The organism is Stutzerimonas stutzeri (assembly GCF_002909485.1).
Taxonomy (GTDB): domain Bacteria; phylum Pseudomonadota; class Gammaproteobacteria; order Pseudomonadales; family Pseudomonadaceae; genus Stutzerimonas; species Stutzerimonas stutzeri_AH.
Window position 1 is genome coordinate 482,219 of record NZ_PPXG01000002.1, and the last position, 20,196, is coordinate 502,414.

Below are 20,196 nucleotides of genomic sequence, written 5' to 3' on the forward strand. Positions count from 1 at the left end.
CATCCTGTCGTTAACCGGTGGCGCCACAACCAGTGAGCTGTCGCCATTAGCGAAGCGGAGGTGAGTATGTCTGGTGAAAGGCGCAAGACGTATGCGCGGCAACCAACCGAGGCTCAGATACCTGACTTTTATATGCCGGCCATGTGGCCATTGGACCTGCAGCGTAGTCTGTACGACTGGTTTCGCGCCTGGCGACAGAGACGCCTGTATCGGCAACTGCTGATGTTGGATGATCGTCAGTTGGCTGCGCGCGATCTGGATCGGTGCAGGCTTAGCGAAATGGCCCAGGCTCCGTTACGGCAACTGGTGGCGCAGCGGCGTCAGAAGGGTTCGGCAACCCGCGGCCGCCGCTGAATGGATGTTCAGATCAGGCAGTCAAGGCTTGCGTGCCAGCAGTACGGCACGCATGGGCGCCGGTAGGCCTTCGACGGTTTTGCCGTGGTCTTCCGGATCAAGGAAGTCAGGTAACGACTGGTAGCGCATCCACTCGGTGCTGCGCTGCTCCTCGATGCTGGTCACGCTGACGTCCACGCAACGCACATCGACGAATCCGGCCCGGCGCAACCAGCATTCCAGCGCCTTCACCGAGGGCAGGAACCAGACGTTGCGCATCTGCGCATAGCGGTCTTCCGGCACCAGTGCGGTGTTTTCGTCACCTTCCACCACCAGGGTCTCCAGTACCAGTTCGCCGCCGCGTAGCAGGCAGTCCTTGAGGTCGAGCAGATGGTCGACCGGCGAGCGGCGATGGTAGAGCACGCCCATGGAGAATACGGTGTCGAAGCCTTCGAGCTTGGCTGGCAGCTCTTCCAGGGCGAAAGGTAGATGCCAGACCGGCAGCTCCTGCAGGTAGCGCTTCATTGCGTGAAACTGGCAGAAGAACAGCCAGTTGGGGTCGACTCCGACCACGCTGTCGGCACCGGCACCGAGCATGCGCCACATGTAGTAGCCGTTTCCGCAACCGACATCGAGGATGCGTTTACCGACGAGATTCAGGTGCGGCGCAACACGGTCCCACTTCCAGTCCGAGCGCCACTCCGTATCGACATGCACGCCGAACACCTCGAACGGACCCTTGCGCCATGGCGAAAGCCCCATCAGCGCTTCGTGGGTGTTCTGACGCGTGGCGTCGTCGCAGCTGGCGTCAAGGCGGAAGCTGTCACGCAGTTCGACCTGCACAGGCGCCAGCGCAGGCAGCGCATCGACGGCACGCCGCCAGCGCGGCAGATCGCCGTGACCGACCGCGAGTTTGGCATCCAGCTGCTGCTGAACGCCGTTGGCCCAGGCGGCCAGCGGGGTGCCGGCCAGGCGCCAGGCGAGGGGAGTCAGATCGAGGTTCATGGCAGGGCGATCAGCGAGGCGAAATTCAGGCACTGGAACCAGGGCACGACTTTAGAGAAGCCGGCATCCAGTAGACGTTGGCGATGGGTTTCCAGGCTGTCGGGCTTCATCACGTTCTCGATGGCGCTGCGTTTCTGGGCGATTTCCAGTTCGCTATAGCCATTGGCGCGCTTGAAGGCGATGTGCAGGTCGGTCAGCAATTGTTGCTCGTCTTCATCTTCGAAGCGCAGCTTTTCCGACAAGATCAGCGCGCCACCGGGTACCAGTGCCTGGCGAATGCGGCTGAGCAGCGCCGGGCGCTGTTCCGGTGCGATGAACTGCAGGGTGAAGTTTAGCGCCACCAGCGAGCTGGGCTGGAACTGCAGAGCCAGGATGTCGCCCTCGATGACGTCGACCGGCAACAGCTCCTGGAACATAGAGTCCTGCCCGTGGAGGTATTCGCGGCAGCGCTCGACCATTGCCGCGGAGTTGTCCACGGCGACGACCTGGCAGTTTTCGGCCGTCACGTGGCGCCGCAACGCCTGCGTCACTGCACCCAGCGAGCAACCGAGGTCGTATAGATAGGTATGCGGCTGCGCGAACTGAGCGGCGATCACCCCGATGTTCTCGACGATCGTTGGATAGCCGGGTACGGATCGCTTGATCATGTCGGGAAACACCCGCACCACATCTTCGTTGAAGACGAAGTCCTGAATGCGGGGCAGGGGCTGGGCGAACAGACGGTCGGGGTCGTGGCTCACGGTGTCGGGCGGCGTGTATGAAAACGGGGCGGCATTGTAGCCGAAACCACGTTCGCCGCGGACCCTGCCTGGCTCAGCGCACCTCGATCCGACAATCGAACATTCCCACCGGCTCGGCGTCGGACTCCCATGGACGTTGGTAGGTCAAGTACAGCCGGCCGCTGCCGGGCTGCCGCGCTTCGAAGCGCCAGGTGGACAGACCATCGCCGCCGATCATGTCGCCTTTGGGGTTGCTGAACACCTCGGGGCCGAGGCTGCGCATTTGCTCCGCGGCAGCTTCGTGCAAAACCCAACGATATCCCGTGGCAGGGTTGCTCGGCAGGCTGATGATGAGTTGCTGGCCGCTCTGCAGCTCTTGCGGGCAGCGGTTATCGTCGCTGAGTACCACGCTGGAGGGTGTGTCAGTGCTCGCGCAGGCAGCGAGCAGGGCGAAACTGGTGGGCAGCAGCAGACGAGGGATGTCGAAAGACATGATCGGCACCGGTCGGGATGGAGTGGGAAGCATAGCCCAAAAGAGGCCGAGCACCGGCAAGCAGGCGCTGCGGACGATGGAAGTGGGAGTGTGCCGTGGGAGATTCTGTGCTCCCAGTCGTAAAGCAACGCCGCGAGGCTGGGCCGCCCACCGCACCAGTGGGAGGCGCGCCCTCACGGCGAATGCTCGCCACAGGCCTGCTGCACCTTTCAGAACAGCACTTTGGCCACGTCGGCGAAGCGCTTGGCGAAATGCACGGTCAGGCCTTCCTTGAGGTAGTCGGGCAGCTCGTCGAAATCGCCGCGGTTGGCTTCCGGCAGAATCAGCTCGAATATCTTCTGCCGCCGCGCGGCGATCACCTTTTCGCGCACGCCGCCGATCGGCAATACGTGGCCGGTCAGCGTCAACTCTCCGGTCATGGCAACGCCCTTCTTCGGCGCTTGGTCACGCGCCAGCGAAAGCAGCGCACTGGCCATGGTGATGCCGGCGCTAGGGCCGTCCTTGGGTGTGGCGCCCTCCGGTACGTGCAGGTGCACGAAGGCTTCGTCGAAGAACTCCGGGTCGCCTTTGAAGGCTTTCAGGTTCGAACTGACATAGCTATAGGCGATTTCCGCCGACTCCTTCATCACATCACCGAGTTTGCCGGTGAGCTTGAAACCGCGGTTCAGTGTATGGATCCGCGTGGCCTCGATCGGCAGGGTGGCACCGCCCATGCTGGTCCAAGCCAGACCGGTGATCACGCCGACGCCGGAGAGCACCTGCTCGCTGCGGAACACCGGTTTGCCGAGGTAACTTTCCAGGTCTTTCGGGCTGATCTTCAGCACCGCTTGCGGGTCTTCCAGTAGTTTGACCACTGCCTTGCGCACCAGCTTGCCCAGCTGCTTTTCCAGCTGGCGGACTCCAGCTTCGCGGGCATAACCATCGATTACCGCTTTCATGGCGCTGTCGCTGATGGCGAGGCGGTGCTTGGGCACGCCGGTCTTGTCCAGCAGCTTGGGCCACAGGTGGCGCTTGGCTATGGCCAATTTCTCTTCGCCGATGTAGCCGGACAGCCGGATCACCTCCATGCGGTCAAGCAGCGGGCCGGGAATCGAGTCCAGGGTGTTTGCCGTACAGACGAACAGCACCTTGGACAGGTCCAGGCGCAGGTCCAGGTAATGGTCGAGGAATTCGACGTTCTGCTCCGGGTCGAGCGTTTCCAGCAGCGCTGAAGCCGGATCGCCCTGATAGCTGGTGCTGAGCTTGTCGATCTCGTCCAGCATGATCACCGGGTTCATCACCTCGACATCCTTGAGCGCCTGTACCAGCTTGCCGGGCAGGGCGCCGATGTAGGTGCGGCGGTGGCCCTTGATCTCCGCTTCGTCGCGCATGCCACCGACGGAGAAACGGTAGAACGGCCGCCCCAGGGATTCGGCAATGGACTTGCCGATGCTGGTCTTGCCAACGCCGGGCGGGCCGACCAGCAGGACGATGGAGCCTGCGATCTCGCCCTTGAAGGCGCCGACAGCGAGAAACTCGAGGATGCGGTTCTTGATGTCATCAAGCCCGGCGTGGTGCTTGTCCAGCACCTTGCGCGCGCGCTTGAGGTCGAGTTTGTCCTTGCCGAACACCCCCCAGGGCAGGGCGGTGGCCCAATCCAGATAGTTGCGGGTGACAGCGTATTCCGGCGAGCCGGTTTCGAGGATCGACAGCTTGTTCAGTTCCTCGTCGATGCGCTTTTGCGCGGCAGGCGGCACCACCTTGCCCTCCAAGCGGGCGCGGAACTCGTCGGCGTCGGCGCTCTTATCGTCCTTGGTAATGCCCAGCTCGCGCTGGATGATCTTCAGTTGTTCCTTGAGGAAGAACTCGCGCTGACGCTCGCCGATCTTGCGATTGACCTCGCCGGTCAGCTCCTTCTGCAGCTTGGCGACCTCCACTTCCTTGCGCAGCAGCGGCAACACTTTCTCCATGCGCTTGAGCACGGGCACGGTATCCAGTACTTCCTGCAGCTCCGCGCCAGGCGCGGTGGTCAGCGCGGCTGCGAAGTCAGACAGCGGCGAGGGATCGTTGGGACTGAAGCGATTCAGGTAGTTCTTCAGTTCCTCGCTATATAACGGATTGAGCGGCAGCAGCTCCTTGATCGCGTTGATGAGGGCCATGCCGTATGCCTTTACCTCGTCGCGCGGGTCTTCATCGCTTTTCGGGTAGTCGACTTCGACCAGGTACGGCGGCTTGCGCCGCAGCCAGCCACGGATGCGTACCCGCGCCAGGCCCTGGGCGACGAACTGCAGCTTGCCGCCTTCCTGGGATGCGTGATGCACGCGGACCATGGTGCCGTGCTCCGGCAGGCTATCCGGATCGAACGTCGCCATGTCCAGTACTGGCGAATCGACGAAGAACAGCGCAACGCGCTGATGCGGCGTCTTGGCAACGCGATCCAGTGTCTCGGCCCAGGGATCTTCGTTGACGATCACCGGCAGCACCTGTGCCGGGAAGAACGGCCGGTTGTGTACCGGAATGATGTAGAGCTTTTCCGGTAGCTGTTGGTCAGGCAGTACGAGACCGTTGGAGGAGATGATTTCCTGCTCGATATGATCGTGGTTGACGTCGTCGTTCATGCGGCACCCGTTGCGAATACGTGCACCTTAGATGGGTGGTGGCCCGGATGATTTCAATCCCGTCGCATGGGGGTGGGCACTTCATGCAGGCTTCGGTACAGTGCTTGCACGCACAGGTGCCCATCATGCTCAACGCCCGTCTGCTTCGTCTGGATGACCAGACTCACCAGCACGCCCACGACTATCACCAACTGGTGATGTCGCTCTCTGGGCGCGCGGAATTCGAGGTCAATGGCTCGGGTGGCGAAGTCTGCCGGATGCGTGCCTGTCTGGTGCCGGGCGATGCCGATCATGGCTTCGCCGGCATGGGCGACAACCGCATGCTGATCATCGATCTGGACGAGCAGGATGTTGGCGCCGAGGACCCGGAGTTGCTCGCCCGGCTGTTCGAGGCGCCGCGCTATCCGGCACTGGATGCCGATTTTCAGAACCTGCTGGCCTATGCCGGCGCTGAGCTGGCGCGCTATGGCAGCGATCCGCTGCTGGCGCGTGCGCTGGGGGGCGTGTTGTTGCGTGCACTGCACCTGCGGCTGTTCGGTGAGTCACTGCAGCGCCCCGTTGGACCGCTCGATATCCAACGATTGGACAACCATATTCAAGACAACCTGGCGCGGCGCATCACCGTCGCCGAGCTGGCACAAGTTGCCTGCCTGAGCCCCAGCCATTTCCATGCCCAGTTCAAGGACTGCGTCGGCCTTACGCCCCACCAGTACCTGCTCAAGACCCGCCTCGACCGCGCCGCGCGGCTGCTACGCGAAACGCCTCTACCGTTGGTGCGGATTGCCGAGGAATGTGGCTTTTCCAGCCAGAGTGCGCTGACCACAGCCACCCGCCGTTACCTTGGGCTGACGCCACGCGGGCTGCGTAAATCGGATTTCTAAGCGATTCCCGATCGCCCTGTTTTCGAGCCTTTCAGCTGCAAAGTAGATATTCCTGCGCCATCCTGGTGCGCTTTTGTGACCGTCGCGTTTCGCTGCGCGGCTTTCGGAGTTTTTCGTAAAACTTCCGTAGCTTTGCGTAAGAACGGCCCGTCTTGCAGACCCTACATTCCGTCTCCCGACCTGGCTCTTCGTCTTGTGCTGCACCATCAGCCTGGCCGTGGACTAGACCTATAAGCAGACACAACTCACAAGAGGAGCGGCGCATGTTCAAGGCCGGTCACGTGCTGGATGGCGCCTTCGCCAACCAGAAAGCCGCGGAATTCTTTCCCGCCATCAGCGGCAACTACGCCGTTGACGAGGCGCAATATCTCACCGAGCTGCTGCAGCTTGCCGATCCTGGGGAGGCGGGCATTGCCGCCATTCGCGAGCGAGCGCGCAGCCTGATCGAGGCGGTGCGCGGCCGTGACAACGCGGTCGACACCCTCGATGCGCTGCTGCGTCAGTACAGCCTGGATACCCAGGAAGGGCTGATGCTGATGTGCCTGGCCGAAGCGCTGCTGCGGGTGCCGGATGCCGCCACGGCTGACGCGCTGATTCGCGACAAGCTCAACGCCGCCGAATGGGAACGTCACCTCGGCCAGAGCGACAACGTGCTGGTTAATTTCGCCGCCTGGGGGCTGGTGATGACCGGCAAGGTGGTCGATCCGGAAACCGCCGATGGTCGTCCGAAGAACGTCATCGGCCGCCTGCTCAAGCGCTCCGGCGAGCCAGTGATTCGCAGCGCGATGAACCAGGCGATGAAGCTGATGGGCAAGCAGTTCGTGCTTGGCCGTACCATTTCCGAAGCCTTGAAGAACGGTCGTCCCGAGCGCGAGAAGGGCTACACCTATTCCTTCGATATGCTCGGTGAGGCGGCGCTGACCGCCGAAGACGCCGCCAAGTACATGGCCGACTACCGTCAGGCCGTGGAAACCGTGGGCGCCGAGCCGCAGGTCGGCAAGGGCCCGCGTCCGTCGGTGTCGATCAAGTTGTCGGCGCTGCATCCGCGTTATGAAGTTGCCCAGCGTGAGCGCGTGCTCACCGAGCTGTTCGGCAGTGTTCGTGAGCTGGCCGTGCTGGCCCGTCAGCGGGATGTCGGGATCACCATTGATGCCGAGGAAGCAGATCGGCTCGAGCTGTCTCTGGAGCTGTACGAAAAGCTTCTGCGCGACCCAGCCATTGCTGGTTGGGGCGAGTTCGGCCTGGTCATCCAGGCGTACTCCAAGCGTTGCCTGCCAGTGCTGGTCTGGCTGACCCTGCTCGGCCGCGAGCTCGGCGAGCGTATTCCGCTGCGCCTGGTCAAGGGCGCCTACTGGGACAGCGAGATCAAGCAGTGCCAGGTTCAGGGTCTGGACGGCTACCCGGTCTACACCCGCAAGGAAGGCACCGACACCTCGTATCTCGCCTGCGCGCGCTACCTGCTGTCCGAGCACACCCGTGGGGTGATCTACCCGCAGTTCGCCAGCCATAACGCGCACACGGTCAGCTGCATTCTGGCCATGGCCGAGGAAACGGCGCAGCCACGCGAGTTCGAGTTCCAGCGTCTGCACGGCATGGGCGATGCCCTTTACGACACGGTGATCGAGAAGTACGCCCGCAACGTACGGATCTACGCCCCGGTCGGTGCGCACAAGGACTTGCTGCCCTATCTGGTGCGTCGCCTGCTGGAGAACGGTGCGAACTCGTCGTTCGTCCACCAGCTGGTCGACCCGCGCGTGCCGGTCGAATCGCTGATCGATCACCCGGTAACCCAGCTACGCAGATTCGCCGCACTGGGCAACCCGCGCATTCCGCTGCCGTCGGCGCTGTTCGGCAATCGCAAGAACTCCCAAGGGATCAACATGAATATCCAGAACCAATGGAACGACCTGGCCAGCGCCTACCAACCTTTCCTCGAGCGCCAGTGGCAGGCTGCGCCGGTCATCAGCGGGCAGGGGCTCGCCGGTACGCCGTCCGAGGTGCGTTGCCCCTATGACCTGAACAAGGTTGTCGGCCACGCCCAGTTCGCCAGCGCCGAGCAGGCGCGCCAGGCTGTCGATCGGCTGGCGGCTTACTGGCCAACCTGGAATGCCACGCCGGTGGAAGCCCGTGCCGCCGTACTGGAACGTCTGGGCGATCTGCTGGAGCAGCACCGCGCCGAGTTGATGGCGCTGTGTACCGTGGAAGCCGGTAAGTCGCTGCAAGACGGTATCGACGAAGTGCGCGAGGCGGTGGATTTCTGCCGTTACTACGCTCAGCAGGCTCGGCAGAAGCTCGGTCGCGAAGAGTTGAAAGGCCCGACCGGCGAGCGTAACGAGCTGTTCCACGAGGGCCGCGGCGTGTTTGTCTGCGTCAGCCCGTGGAACTTCCCGCTGGCGATTTACCTCGGCCAGATCACCGCGGCGCTGGTCGCCGGCAATACCGTGCTGGCCAAACCGGCCGAACAGACCAGCCTGATCGCCGCGCGTGCGCTGGAACTGATGTTTGAAGCCGGATTGCCGAAGGAAGCGATCGCCTTCCTGCCGGGCGATGGCGCTACCCTGGGCGGCGTGTTCTGCCGCGATCCGCGCGTGGTCGGCGTGTGCTTCACCGGTTCCACCGACACGGCGCGCATCATCAATCGCCAGCTGGCCGAGAAGGAGGGCCCGATCGCCACGCTGATCGCCGAGACCGGCGGACAGAACGCGATGATCGTCGACTCCACGGCGCTGCCCGAGCAGGTGATCAAGGATGCCGTCGGCTCCGCCTTCACCAGTGCCGGCCAGCGTTGTTCGGCCTTGCGCGTGCTTTACGTGCAGCGTGATATCGCCGACCGCGTGATCGAGCTGCTCAAGGGCGCCATGGCCGAGCTGAACGTCGGCCCGACCCATCTGCGCGAGAACGACATCGGTCCGGTGATCGATCAGGAAGCCCGCGAAGGCCTGCTGGCGCATATCCAGCAGCTCAAGAGCGAAGGGCGTCTGATCGCCGAAGCGACATTGCCGGCTGGTCTGAACGGCCACTTCGTGGCGCCGGTTGCCTTCGAGATCGACGGTATCCACCAGCTCAAGAAGGAACAGTTCGGCCCAGTACTGCACGTGGTGCGCTACGACGCGGCGGATCTGGAAAAGGTCGTCGGGGCGATCAACGGCACCGGCTACGGCCTGACCCTTGGCGTGCACAGTCGTAATGAGGAAACCGCGGCGCGCATCGAGCAGCTGGCGCGGGTCGGCAACCTGTACGTCAACCGCAACCAGATTGGCGCCGTGGTCGGCGTGCAGCCGTTCGGCGGTTGCGGCCTTTCCGGTACTGGCCCGAAGGCTGGTGGCCCCAGCTACGTGCTGCGCTTCGCCAATGAGCGCACCACCTCCATCAACACCACTGCGGTGGGCGGTAATGCCTCCCTGCTGTCGCTTGGAGACGATTGAACGGGGTGGCAGGCCTTGCGGCCTGCAATCGCCGCGAGGGCGCGCCTCCCACTGGGGGCGGTTTACGTCGGCAGCTTTTGTGGGAGGCCCGACCCGGGGCGTGGGTTAGCGATTTGGGTAGGCCTTGCGGTCTGTAATCGGCGCGAGGGCGCGCCTTCCACCGGGTGCGGTGTACGTCAGCTGCTTTTGTGGAAGGCCCGTTCCGCGGCGCTGATTAGTGCTTTGGGTAGGCCTTGCGGTCTTTAATCGGCGCGAGGGCGCGCCTCCCACCGGGGTGCGGCGTACGCCGGCTGCTTTTGTGGGAGGCCCGACCCCGGGGCGATGCTTTTAGCGGGCGGTGATGGTCTTGGCTATCCACCCTGCGAGAACGGCGGCTTAAGGCCGCCGAACACAACAAAAATTGGACAGTCGGCGGACGCTCTTCCGCCACTGACGGGCCCGGGTTGGGCCTGTCGCAGGTGATGGCCTTTTCGCTATCGCCCTCTGCCAAGGTGCCGCGCGGGTCCGCTCGCGTTGCGCCGAACAACAACTAACGAGGGACACACATGAGCATCAGTACACCCACTCTGATCACCTTCCTGATCTACATCGCGGCAATGATCCTGATCGGTTTCGTCGCCTATCGCGCCACCAAGAACTTCGACGATTACATCCTCGGCGGTCGCAGCCTCGGCAGCTTCGTCACTGCGCTGTCGGCCGGTGCCTCCGACATGAGCGGCTGGCTGCTGATGGGCTTGCCCGGTGCGATCTTCGTCGCCGGTCTGTCGGAAAGCTGGATTGCCATCGGCCTGATCGTTGGCGCCTGGCTCAACTGGCTGTTCGTCGCCGGACGGTTGCGTGTGCACACCGAGCACAACCACAACGCCCTGACACTGCCGGATTACTTCTCGCACCGTTTCGAGGACGAGAGCCGCATGTTGCGGATCTTCTCCGCACTGGTGATCCTGGTTTTCTTCACCATCTACTGCGCCTCGGGCGTGGTGGCGGGTGCGCGGCTGTTCGAGAGCAGCTTTGGTGTGCCTTACGAGTACGCACTGTGGATTGGCGCCGCGGCGACTATCCTCTACGTGTTCATCGGCGGCTTTCTGGCAGTCAGCTGGACCGATACCGTACAGGCCACACTGATGATTTTCGCGCTGCTGATCACGCCAGTGTTCGTCATCCTGGCACTGGGTGACATGGGCGCGGCAATGGATACCATCGCCACCCAGAATCCGGCTGCCTTCGATATGTTCAGCGGATTGAGCTTCGTCGCGATCATCTCGCTGCTGGCGTGGGGCCTTGGCTACTTCGGCCAGCCGCACATCCTGGTGCGCTTCATGGCGGCTGACTCGATCAAGACCATCCCCAACGCTCGCCGCATTGGCATGGCCTGGATGATCCTGACGTTGGCCGGCGCGGTCGCGGTAGGGTTCTTCGGTATCGCCTACTTTGCCGGGCATCCGGAGCTGGCTGGGCCGGTCACCCAGAACGGTGAGCGTGTGTTCCTCGAACTGGTGAAGATCCTCTTCAACCCTTGGGTTGCGGGCATCATCCTCTCCGGCGTACTGGCGGCGGTGATGAGTACCCTCAGTGCCCAGCTTCTGGTCAGCTCCAGCGCGCTGACGCAGGACTTCTACAAAGCAATGCTGCGCAAGAACGCCTCGCAGACCGAGCTGGTCTGGGTCGGCCGCGCGATGGTGCTGCTGATCGCGCTGATAGCCATTGGCATCGCATCCAACCCGGAAAGCAAGGTGCTGGGCCTGGTGTCCTACGCCTGGGCCGGCTTCGGCGCTGCGTTCGGTCCGGTGGTGCTGATCTCGCTGCTGTGGAAGCGCATGACGCGCAACGGCGCGCTGGTCGGCATGCTGGTGGGTGCGATCACCGTAGTGGTGTGGAAGGAATTCATTGGCCTCGGGCTGTACGAAATCATCCCGGGCTTCATCCTCGCCAGCATTGCCATCTTTGTCGTGAGCAAGATGGGCGCCGAGCCGGCCCCGACCATTATCAAGCGCTTCGAAGAAGCGGACGCGGATTACCACGCGGGCTGAGGTAGAGCGTGCAGGTTGAGCGTCTTCGCTTAACCTGCACCTCATTGCGGTCGATAGCGCTCTGTGGCCCACCGAGGGAGTATAGGCATACAGGACGAGTGGTGGGCTTCGGCCCACCGCTCTGGCGCCACCCCCAGGGTGAATTTCTCTCAAAAACTGACCATCTTGAACTCACACGGGCTCATCGCGAGCGGTGCAAGCCTACGCCCGCAGTTTTGGCCATTCACGGCACAATGGCTAGGCTTTAGATGAGAGGAAGAGCGCGCGTTGGCGAACCCTGAGTTCGCCCGAATGGCCGATGCCCCGGCTAAGCCGGGGTTTTGTTTTTCTGGTCGGGATCAGTCGTCAGCTACCAGATTGGATCGGTCGTCCACCGCGCCCGCCGCAATCAAATGTTCGGCTTCGTCTTCCGGTACATGGATGCTGGTGCCGTCGATATTCATTACCGACATCCGCGCCTCAGGATCGGTGGTAATGCGTACGTCCATCAGGGCGCTACGGTGCGTGTTGCCTTTGATGACCACGCAGCAGGTACCGGTGGTGGTGTCGATGTCTACGGTCATGATCTATCTCCCGAAGCGGTGCAAAGCCGCACGCGGGTCGCACGGCGTTTCCATTTGGACCACGAACAACGTGCATCCGTTGTGCTGTCACTGGAAAAACAGGCTTAAACGTTACGATATAACATGTTAGATTCTCGCCCCGCGAAGTCGGCCCGTTCAAGAGGGCCGACGCACAGCCGTCTTCGGTTGCCTTGAAAAGGCAACCGCCACTGTCTGGAGAGTCACATGAAACTGAAGCGTCATCCCCTGGCCTGGGCGATCAGCCTGGCTCTGGTACCGGCTGCCTGGGCTGCTGACCCGGTCGAACTGCAATCCGTCGTGGTCAGCGCCAGCGGCCTGGCCAAGCAGAGCCACGAGATGACCACTCCGGCCGCCGTGATGGAGGGTGACGAGCTGGTGCTGCGCCGCGAAGCGACTCTCGGTGAAACCCTGGAAAGCGTACCCGGCGTACGTTCCAGCAGCTTCGGAGCCGGTGCGGCGCGTCCGGTGATTCGCGGGCTGGACGGCGCGCGGGTCAAGGTGCTGAGCGATGGCGTGGAGCTGCTCGATGCATCCACCATCAGCCCCGATCATGCAGTGACCAGCGAGCCGCTGCTCGCCGAGCGCATTGAAGTGCTCAAGGGGCCGGCGACGCTGTTGTACGGCGGAGGTGCCATCGGTGGCGTGGTCAATGTGATCGACAAGAAGATTCCCACCCGCGTTCCGGAGAAGGGCTACGAGGGCGAGCTGGAGCTGCGCGCCAATAGCGTGGCCAACGAGGGCGCCGGTGTCTTCGGCATCACCGCTGGTAGCGGCAACTTCGCCGTGCGCGCCGAAGGTACCAAGCGCCAGGCCGACCCGTATGAAATCCCCGGTTCGCCGGACAAGCAGGAAGGCTCCTACAACGACACCGACAGCTTCAACTTGGGTGCCAGCTTCATCGGCGAGCGCGGCTACATCGGCATGGCTTACGGCGAGCAGAACAATCGCTACGGGCTGTTGGCCCACGAGCACGCCGATTGCCACACCCACGGCAGCGACTGGCACTGCGGTGGTCATGATGACCATGACGATGATGACCACGACGACCATGAACATGGCAGCGTGCCCTACGTCGACATGCGCCAGAAGCGCTGGGACCTGCGTGGTGAACTGAGCGACCCGCTACCTGGCTTCGAGCTGGCGCGGTTGCGCGTCGGCCACAGCGACTATCAGCACAAGGAGATCGAAGGGGGCGAAGTGGGCACCCGCTTCAACAACGACGCCACCGACGCGCGCCTGGAGCTGACCCATCAGCCGCTGTTCGGCTGGCGTGGTGTGCTCGGTGCACAAACCCAGCGTCGCGACTTCGAGGCCCTAGGAGAAGAGGCCTACGTGCCGCAGACGCTAACGCGCAACCACGGTCTGTTCCTGCTCGAGGAATACACCGCTGGTGCCTGGCGCTACGAGCTCGGCCTGCGCCATGAATGGCAGGACATTGATGCCGACGGCCGTCCGGATACCGATCACAGTGGCACCTCGATGTCGGCCGGTGCGGTCTGGACGTTCGCGCCGCAGTATTCGCTGGGCTTCTCGCTGACGCGCTCGCAGCGTCTGCCTACGGCCGAGGAGCTTTACGCCAACGGCCCGCATGCGGCGACCCGCACGGTCGAGTTGGGCAACGTCGATCTCGAAGAAGAAACCTCGCACAACGCCGAAATAACCCTGCGCAAGTTCGCCGGCCGGACGACCTTCAGCCTAAGTGTGTTCCGCAACGAGGTGGATGACTTCATCTATGCTGCCGACACCGGTAACGACATCGGCGGGGGCTACCGCGAAATCGAGTACCGCCAGCAGGACGCCGTGCTTACTGGCGCAGAAGGGGAGGCGCGCTTCCAGGCGACCGACGCTACCGCCTTCACCCTGTTCGGCGACCACGTGCGCGGCAAGTTGCGCGATGGCGGCGGCGACCTGCCGCGTATTCCCGCCGATCGATTGGGCGTGCGGGTGGATCAGAGCTTCACGCCGGCGCTCAACGGCCAGCTGGAGTTCTATCGCGTGCAGCGCCAGGACGAGCTGGCCGACTACGAAAGCGAAACCGGCGGCTACAACATGCTCGGCGCGAGCCTGGGTTACAGCGGTTCGCTGAACCAGACGAACTACCTGCTGTACCTCAAGGCCAACAACCTGCTGGATGAGAAGGCCCGCCAGCACACGTCCTTCATCAAAGACGAGGTGTTGCTGCCCGGGCGCAACCTGACGGTGGGCGTGCGCCTGGCGTTCTAAGGCAAGCAAGTCTCCTGCAGCAATCTCGAGGGCCGGCAGCTACTGTCGGCCCTCGTTCGTTAAGGAAGGCGGTCTGGCATGCAGAACCTCGCGGTCACGCGCAAGTACGCTGATGACGCGCTATCCTTGCGTCCCTCGATTGTTCCGTTGCGGGTGCCGGTCGTTGTCCGCGCTGGCAATGGAATGTCAGGACCAACAAGGAAAACAAGTCCCATGAACGTCAGCACACCCACTCTGATCACTTTCGTGGTCTACATCGCGGCGATGATCCTGATCGGCTTCATCGCCTATCGCGCCACCAAGAACTTCTCTGACTACATCCTCGGCGGCCGCAGCCTCGGCAGCTTCGTCACGGCGCTGTCGGCCGGCGCCTCTGACATGAGTGGCTGGCTGCTGATGGGCCTTCCCGGCGCAATTTTCGTCGCCGGCCTGTCGGAAAGCTGGATCGCCATCGGCCTGATCGTTGGCGCCTGGTTGAACTGGATCTTCGTCGCCGGCCGGTTGCGTGTGCACACCGAGCACAACCACAACGCCCTGACCCTACCGGACTACTTCTCGCACCGCTTCGAGGACGAGAGCCGCATGCTGCGGATCTTCTCCGCGCTGGTGATCCTGGTGTTCTTCACCATCTACTGCGCCTCGGGCGTAGTGGCCGGCGCGCGGTTGTTCGAGTCCACCTTCGGCATGCCATACGAATACGCCCTGTGGGTCGGTGCGGCGGCGACCATCCTCTATGTGTTCATCGGCGGTTTCCTTGCCGTGAGCTGGACTGACACCGTCCAGGCCACACTGATGATCTTTGCGCTGCTGATCACGCCAGTGTTCGTCATCCTGGCTCTGGGCGACATGGGCACTGCGATGGCCACCATCGAGGCGCAGAACCCGGCCAACTTCGACATGTTCCGTGGGCTTTCCTTCGTTGCGATCATATCGCTGCTGGCATGGGGTCTCGGTTACTTTGGCCAGCCGCACATCCTGGTGCGTTTCATGGCCGCCGACTCGATCAAGACCATCCCCAACGCTCGCCGCATCGGCATGACCTGGATGATCCTGACGCTGGCTGGCGCCGTCGCGGTGGGCTTCCTCGGCATCGCCTATTTCGCCGACCACCCGGATCAGGCTGGTGCGGTCACCCAGAACGGGGAGCGCGTATTCATGGAACTGGTGAAGATCCTGTTCAATCCGTGGGTCGCCGGCATCATCCTTTCCGGCGTACTGGCGGCGGTGATGAGTACGCTCAGTGCGCAGCTGCTGGTCAGCTCCAGCGCGCTGACGCAGGACTTCTATAAAGCGATGCTGCGCAAGAATGCCTCGCAGACCGAACTGGTCTGGGTCGGCCGCGGCATGGTGCTGTTGATCGCCCTGATCGCCATCGGCATCGCCTCCAACCCGGAGAGCAAGGTGCTGGGCTTGGTGTCCTACGCTTGGGCCGGCTTCGGCGCGGCGTTCGGTCCGGTGGTGCTGATTTCGCTGCTGTGGAAGCGCATGACCCGTAACGGCGCACTGGTCGGCATGCTGGTCGGTGCGGTCACGGTGGTGGTGTGGAAGGAATTCATCGGCCTGGGCCTGTACGAAATCATCCCCGGTTTCATCTTCGCCAGCATCGCCATCTATGTCGTGAGCAAGATGGGCGCCGAACCGGCGCCGACAATCGTCAAGCGCTTCGAAGAAGCGGACGCCGATTACCACGCTGGTTGATGAGGGTAGCGCGCAGGTTGAGCGTCACGGCTTAGCCTGCACATTGTTTGCAATCGATGATGCCCAAAGCCCGTGCCATGGTGGGCGCAATACCTAACCGGTGGTGGGCTAAAGCCAGCTCTACAGATGCGCCGTGCGTTGCGTATTCACCGTAGGGTACGCTTCAGTCCGCCTTCCCGCCTCATTATTCAGCACGTGCGGCGCTCTCACTCCGAGCTCTAGTCCACCCCCTCAATTCATCACTTCCGACAAATCAATCCGTCGCCAGCGCGCCTCGGCGAAGCTGTACGCCGCGAACGCGAGCATCCCAATGCCGATTGCCAGGAGTAGTACACCGCCTGCGGGTATTCCCTGTAGCGCTTCGAGCGCCTCCTTGAGGCCGGGTGGGTCGGTGGGCTCATAGCGGCTGCCACCCATGAATAGCAGCCCGGCGATGATCAAAAACGAACAACCGCGTGCAGCCAGACCGACGCGGGAGATGGGACGGACCAGACGCATGGTGCCGTCATCGCATTGGAAGTAGCGCTCGAAATGCGCGCGCCAGGCTTTGATCAGGTGTGCAACGCCGACCCCAAGCGGAACCAGTGCAATTGCCCAAATCAACCAGTGAGAGTGCTTGAGGCCGAGGATACGCATCAGGCTGTCGGTGCTTTCACCACCCGATCCGCCGCCACCCTCGGAGAAGCGGTCCAGGCCGCTTACCAGCAGGCTCAGCGTGAATAGGGCGAGCAACAGGTTGACCACGCCGCTACTCACCAGCCCGGTGCGAATCAGCAGGCCTTTGGCATCGTGGCCATGCTGATCGGTATCGCCAATACCCTGGGTCAGTCGCCAGGCCACATGCGCAAGAAGGCCGATCACCACAAGCCACAGCAGTATCGCTCCGAACGGTTGGCCGAGCAGTTGCTGCACTGCACCCCGGGTATCCACCGTTTCACCAGAGCCAAGCCCGGCCATGATGGCGAAAAAGCCGATGATCACGTACACCACGCCCCGTGCCGCATAGCCACTACGTGCCAGCGAAACCACTCCGCGGGTTACATTCATCCACCATCCTCCATCGGGTCCTGAGTGCGTTGCCGCTCGTGCGATCTGTTTCAGTAGACGCCCTCTGTCCGACTCGGTTCGGCCTAGTGAGCCTAGGAAGACAGAGATAAGTCTCTCGGAAGTTCGCTCATGGGGGGCTCATCAGAGGCGAAGTGGTGGCGAAAACCGGCGGAGGTATCAATAATCGCCCAATCGCCTGCATTCCTTCGTCGACAGGCTGGGCTTCATCACCTCGGTCGGCTTCGGTGAGGGTGGCGATCACCGCAAGCAGTTGGGCCTTCCTGGCAAAGGCCCGATGGCGATCATTACCGATCTGTGCATCATGGAACCGGAATAAAGCACCAACGAATTCATCGTCACTGCACTGCATCCGGGCGTGGCTCGCGAGCAGGCGTGGAGACACTGGCTGGGCGATCCGCTTCGCCGATGCGCTCTGCACCACCGAAGCGCCTCGCGCCAATGCGCTGCGCGCGCTGGAGGCCTGAACCGCTGCCGCTTATGGCCAGCAAGGGGGAGAGGAATGACTCGCGACGTATACATCTGCGACGCCATACGCACGCCGATCGGCCGCTTCGGCGGTGCGCTGGCAGCCGTACGCGCTGACGACCTGGCTGCGATCCCGTTACGGGCGCTGCTGGAACGTAATCCGCAGCTCGACCCTTCGGCTATTGATGAAGTGTTCATGGGCAGCGCCAACCAGGCTGGGGAGGACAACCGGAACGTGGCGCGCATGGCCGCGCTGCTCGCCGGCCTGCCAGACACGGTGCCGGGCGTGACCCTCAACCGTCTGTGCGCTTCGGGCATGGATGCCGTGGGTACCGCGTTTCGTGCCATAGCTTGCGGTGAAATGGAGCTGGCGATTGCCGGCGGCGTCGAGTCCATGTCCCGTGCGCCCTATGTGATGGGCAAGGCCGACACAGCGTTTGGCCGCACGCAGAAGATCGAGGACACCACCATCGGCTGGCGCTTCATCAATCCGAAGATGAAAGAGCTGTACGGCGTCGACGCCATGCCGCAGACCGCCGACAACGTCGCCGATGAGTGGCGAGTCAACCGCGCCGATCAGGACGCCTTCGCCCTGCGCAGCCAACAGCGAGCAGCGGCCGCGCAGCAAGCCGGTTTCTTTGCCGAGGAGATCGTCCCGGTGGTGATCAAGGGCAAGAAGGGCGAAACGGTCGTCGACACCGACGAGCATCCGCGTGCCGACACCACCGCCGAGGCACTGGCCAAGCTGAAGCCGGTTAACGGCCCGGACAAGACAGTCACTGCCGGCAACGCGTCGGGTGTCAACGATGGCGCTGCGGCAATGATCCTTGCCAGCGCCGAGGCAGTGCAGAAGCACGGGCTCAAGCCGCGCGCCAAGGTGCTCGGTATGGCCAGCGCCGGCGTCGCACCACGCATCATGGGTTACGGCCCGGTGCCGGCGGTGCGCAAGCTGTGTGAGCGGCTGAAGATTGCGCTAAGCGATTTCGACGTGATCGAACTGAACGAGGCCTTTGCCGCGCAAGGGCTGGCGGTCACCCGCGACCTTGGTCTGCCGGACGACAGCCCGAAGGTGAACCCCAATGGTGGCGCCATCGCGTTAGGCCATCCGCTGGGCATGAGCGGCGCCCGGCTGGTGATGACCACCGTCCACCAACTTGAGAAGTCGGGCGGCAAGCTTGGTCTCGCGACCATGTGCGTCGGTGTGGGGCAGGGGCTGGCAATAGTGGTGGAGAGACTCTGACTCGGTTCCCAGCTTCCGCTTCACTTCAGCCCACCACCGGCCGCGTAGCACCAAGGCAGAGGCAATGCGCTTCGAGGCGGCCTGTCACAACTGATTCTGACGGTCTATGAAGAAGCTATTCGATGACCTGCTGGAAAATGCCCAGCAGATAGACGAGATCTCCGTGGCGAGCGTGAATCGTCCCGTCGATTTGTAGTGGATAACGTGGCTGCCGACTCAAGGCATGCCGGTATTCCGGAAGGTGTTTCCGACACTTCTTCGACACCACCAAAAGCCAGAAACGAAAAAGCCCCGTAAAACAGGGCCTTAACGTTAGGTGTCTGGAGCGGGCGAAGGGAATCGAACCCTTTTGCTTGGTGTGTCGTTCCGTCGCAAAGCGTGTCGTTATGCGGTTTCTGGGCTGATCCGTCTGCTCGATTCGTCGCTATTCGGCACAGTGTTTTCGACACCTTTTCGACACTAGCCGGCTCGCAATTCCTTTAACAGTTCTGGGTGGCGGCCGAGTAGTTTGAACAGCTGCACCAAAGGTTGAGGGGCTTCGGTACTACCGCGTTCGTAACGGGAAAAGGCATTAGGCCCGCCACCGAACAGCTCAGCCGCTTCGCGCTGGCTTAAATGCAACTGCTTGCGAACTGTGCGAATCAGCTCCTGGCTACCGCCCTGGGCATTCACCTGCTGGCGGAACTCGGTCATTGCCTTCATTACGCGGTCGCTTTCACCAGGGCCTGTCAGGCACTCGCCGCAGGCATCGCACCAGTCTGCCGTTACGTTGGCAATCTCGGTGGTTTGCCCTTTATAGGTGAAGGGCAGGTTACGGGTGTCATGGACCAGTTCAGCCTGGCCGCAAACCGGACATTTCATGGTCACTTCTCCTTGAAGGAAACGATCAGCAGATCAGCCACCAGCGTGAACTTCAGGTAAACCTGCCCAAAGGGGGTTTCCGGTAGGTAAACGTCCTGCCAGGTGGTGTGGTCCGCATAGGTTGTCATGCTCTTGAAAAAGTCGCGGCTGTTTAGGTTGCTGATGACCGCTAGCATGTCGGCCAGCTCCATACCCAGCTCAGCTCCCCCTTCAAGGGCGACACGGGTGAAGCGATAACGCTGCTCGTCTAAGGCCTGCTTCACCAGCTCAAGCTTGAAATGGGGTTTGCGCTTTTCCATGAGGTAAACATAACCTATTAGGTATATTTTTCAAGGGTAAACAGATGGACGACAAGCGGGAGAATCAGCCTCTACGGGACCGCCTCTTGGCTGGCGCAGCAGCGCCGCTGACCAATCCTGTCGGTAAGAAGCATTTCGCTGCACTCCGGCTTCGCTGTGTCGACGCGAGTAACAGAGCAGCTGACCGAGCGGTGCAAAGCGAAACTCAGGAACGTCACGACTAGGGCTGGGTCTAGCCACGAGATGCGGCTAGTCCTCAGCCTGACCTTCCACTT

Annotated in this window: 15 protein-coding genes and 1 pseudogene; 8 read left to right on the forward strand and 8 right to left on the reverse strand. The window is 62.5% G+C overall.

Going from position 1 to position 20,196, the window contains the following annotated elements; translation table 11 throughout:
* Positions 1-66 precede the first annotated feature (66 nt).
* Positions 67-354, forward strand: coding sequence for a hypothetical protein (locus tag CXK91_RS05930; protein WP_181003915.1), 288 nt, complete (start codon positions 67-69; stop codon positions 352-354).
* Positions 355-375: 21 nt separating this feature from the next.
* On the opposite strand, the gene cmoB is transcribed toward CXK91_RS05930, so the two are convergent.
* The 4 genes from cmoB to lon form a co-directional block, all read right to left on the reverse strand.
* On the reverse strand, positions 376-1,338 hold the full coding sequence (cmoB, locus tag CXK91_RS05935; protein ID WP_103455353.1) for a tRNA 5-methoxyuridine(34)/uridine 5-oxyacetic acid(34) synthase CmoB: 963 nt from the start codon (positions 1,336-1,338) through the stop codon (positions 376-378).
* Positions 1,335-2,078 (reverse strand): carboxy-S-adenosyl-L-methionine synthase CmoA, encoded by a 744-nt coding sequence (gene cmoA / locus CXK91_RS05940; protein WP_103455354.1) that lies wholly within the window; start codon positions 2,076-2,078, stop codon positions 1,335-1,337. Before cmoA ends, cmoB begins: the two co-directional genes overlap by 4 nt.
* A gap of 73 nt (positions 2,079-2,151) precedes the next feature.
* The gene (locus tag CXK91_RS05945) at positions 2,152-2,550 is read right to left on the reverse strand and encodes a protease inhibitor I42 family protein (protein WP_103455355.1); all 399 of its coding nucleotides are present in this window, start codon (positions 2,548-2,550) and stop codon (positions 2,152-2,154) included.
* A gap of 209 nt (positions 2,551-2,759) precedes the next feature.
* Complete coding sequence (gene lon, locus CXK91_RS05950) at positions 2,760-5,147, reverse strand: endopeptidase La (RefSeq protein WP_103455356.1); 2,388 nt, start codon at positions 5,145-5,147, stop codon at positions 2,760-2,762.
* Positions 5,148-5,272: 125 nt separating this feature from the next.
* Between lon and CXK91_RS05955 the strand changes: the two genes are divergently transcribed.
* The 3 genes from CXK91_RS05955 (at position 5,273) to putP (CXK91_RS05965) (ending at position 11,483) form a co-directional block, all read left to right on the forward strand.
* Positions 5,273-6,028, forward strand: coding sequence for an AraC family transcriptional regulator (locus tag CXK91_RS05955; RefSeq protein WP_103455535.1), 756 nt, complete (start codon positions 5,273-5,275; stop codon positions 6,026-6,028).
* Between the two features lie 263 nt (positions 6,029-6,291).
* The gene (gene putA, locus CXK91_RS05960) at positions 6,292-9,453 is read left to right on the forward strand and encodes a bifunctional proline dehydrogenase/L-glutamate gamma-semialdehyde dehydrogenase PutA (RefSeq protein ID WP_103455357.1); all 3,162 of its coding nucleotides are present in this window, start codon (positions 6,292-6,294) and stop codon (positions 9,451-9,453) included.
* Positions 9,454-9,998: 545 nt separating this feature from the next.
* The gene (gene putP / locus CXK91_RS05965) at positions 9,999-11,483 is read left to right on the forward strand and encodes a sodium/proline symporter PutP (protein WP_103455358.1); all 1,485 of its coding nucleotides are present in this window, start codon (positions 9,999-10,001) and stop codon (positions 11,481-11,483) included.
* A gap of 338 nt (positions 11,484-11,821) precedes the next feature.
* Here the strand turns inward: putP (CXK91_RS05965) and CXK91_RS05970 are convergent, their stop codons facing one another.
* A complete protein-coding gene (locus CXK91_RS05970) occupies positions 11,822-12,046 on the reverse strand; it encodes a DUF3203 family protein (RefSeq protein ID WP_103455359.1) in 225 nt (74 codons plus the stop codon).
* A 225-nt stretch (positions 12,047-12,271) separates the two neighbouring features.
* On the opposite strand from CXK91_RS05970, the gene CXK91_RS05975 reads away from it, so the two are divergent.
* Both CXK91_RS05975 and putP (CXK91_RS05980) read left to right on the forward strand, forming a co-directional pair.
* Positions 12,272-14,290: a TonB-dependent receptor gene (locus CXK91_RS05975; RefSeq protein ID WP_103455360.1), complete on the forward strand. Its 2,019-nt coding sequence runs from the start codon at positions 12,272-12,274 to the stop codon at positions 14,288-14,290.
* Between the two features lie 213 nt (positions 14,291-14,503).
* Positions 14,504-15,988, forward strand: a complete 1,485-nt coding sequence (gene putP, locus CXK91_RS05980) for a sodium/proline symporter PutP (protein WP_103455361.1) — start codon at positions 14,504-14,506, stop codon at positions 15,986-15,988.
* Between the two features lie 231 nt (positions 15,989-16,219).
* On the opposite strand, the gene CXK91_RS05985 is transcribed toward putP (CXK91_RS05980), so the two are convergent.
* Entirely contained in the window at positions 16,220-17,035 is an 816-nt protein-coding gene (locus CXK91_RS05985) for a DUF1206 domain-containing protein (RefSeq protein ID WP_103455362.1), read from the reverse strand.
* A 202-nt stretch (positions 17,036-17,237) separates the two neighbouring features.
* Here CXK91_RS05985 and CXK91_RS22875 point away from each other — a divergent pair.
* A pseudogene (locus CXK91_RS22875) lies at positions 17,238-17,520 on the forward strand (CoA-transferase subunit beta); the annotation flags it as partial.
* A 35-nt stretch (positions 17,521-17,555) separates the two neighbouring features.
* Complete coding sequence (pcaF, locus tag CXK91_RS05995) at positions 17,556-18,761, forward strand: 3-oxoadipyl-CoA thiolase (protein ID WP_103455363.1); 1,206 nt, start codon at positions 17,556-17,558, stop codon at positions 18,759-18,761.
* 459 nt (positions 18,762-19,220) lie between these two features.
* Here the strand turns inward: pcaF and CXK91_RS06000 are convergent, their stop codons facing one another.
* Both CXK91_RS06000 and CXK91_RS06005 read right to left on the reverse strand, forming a co-directional pair.
* Complete coding sequence (locus CXK91_RS06000) at positions 19,221-19,622, reverse strand: type II TA system antitoxin MqsA family protein (protein ID WP_103455364.1); 402 nt, start codon at positions 19,620-19,622, stop codon at positions 19,221-19,223.
* Between the two features lie 2 nt (positions 19,623-19,624).
* Entirely contained in the window at positions 19,625-19,921 is a 297-nt protein-coding gene (locus tag CXK91_RS06005) for a type II toxin-antitoxin system MqsR family toxin (protein ID WP_045666967.1), read from the reverse strand.
* Positions 19,922-20,196: the final 275 nt, after the last annotated feature.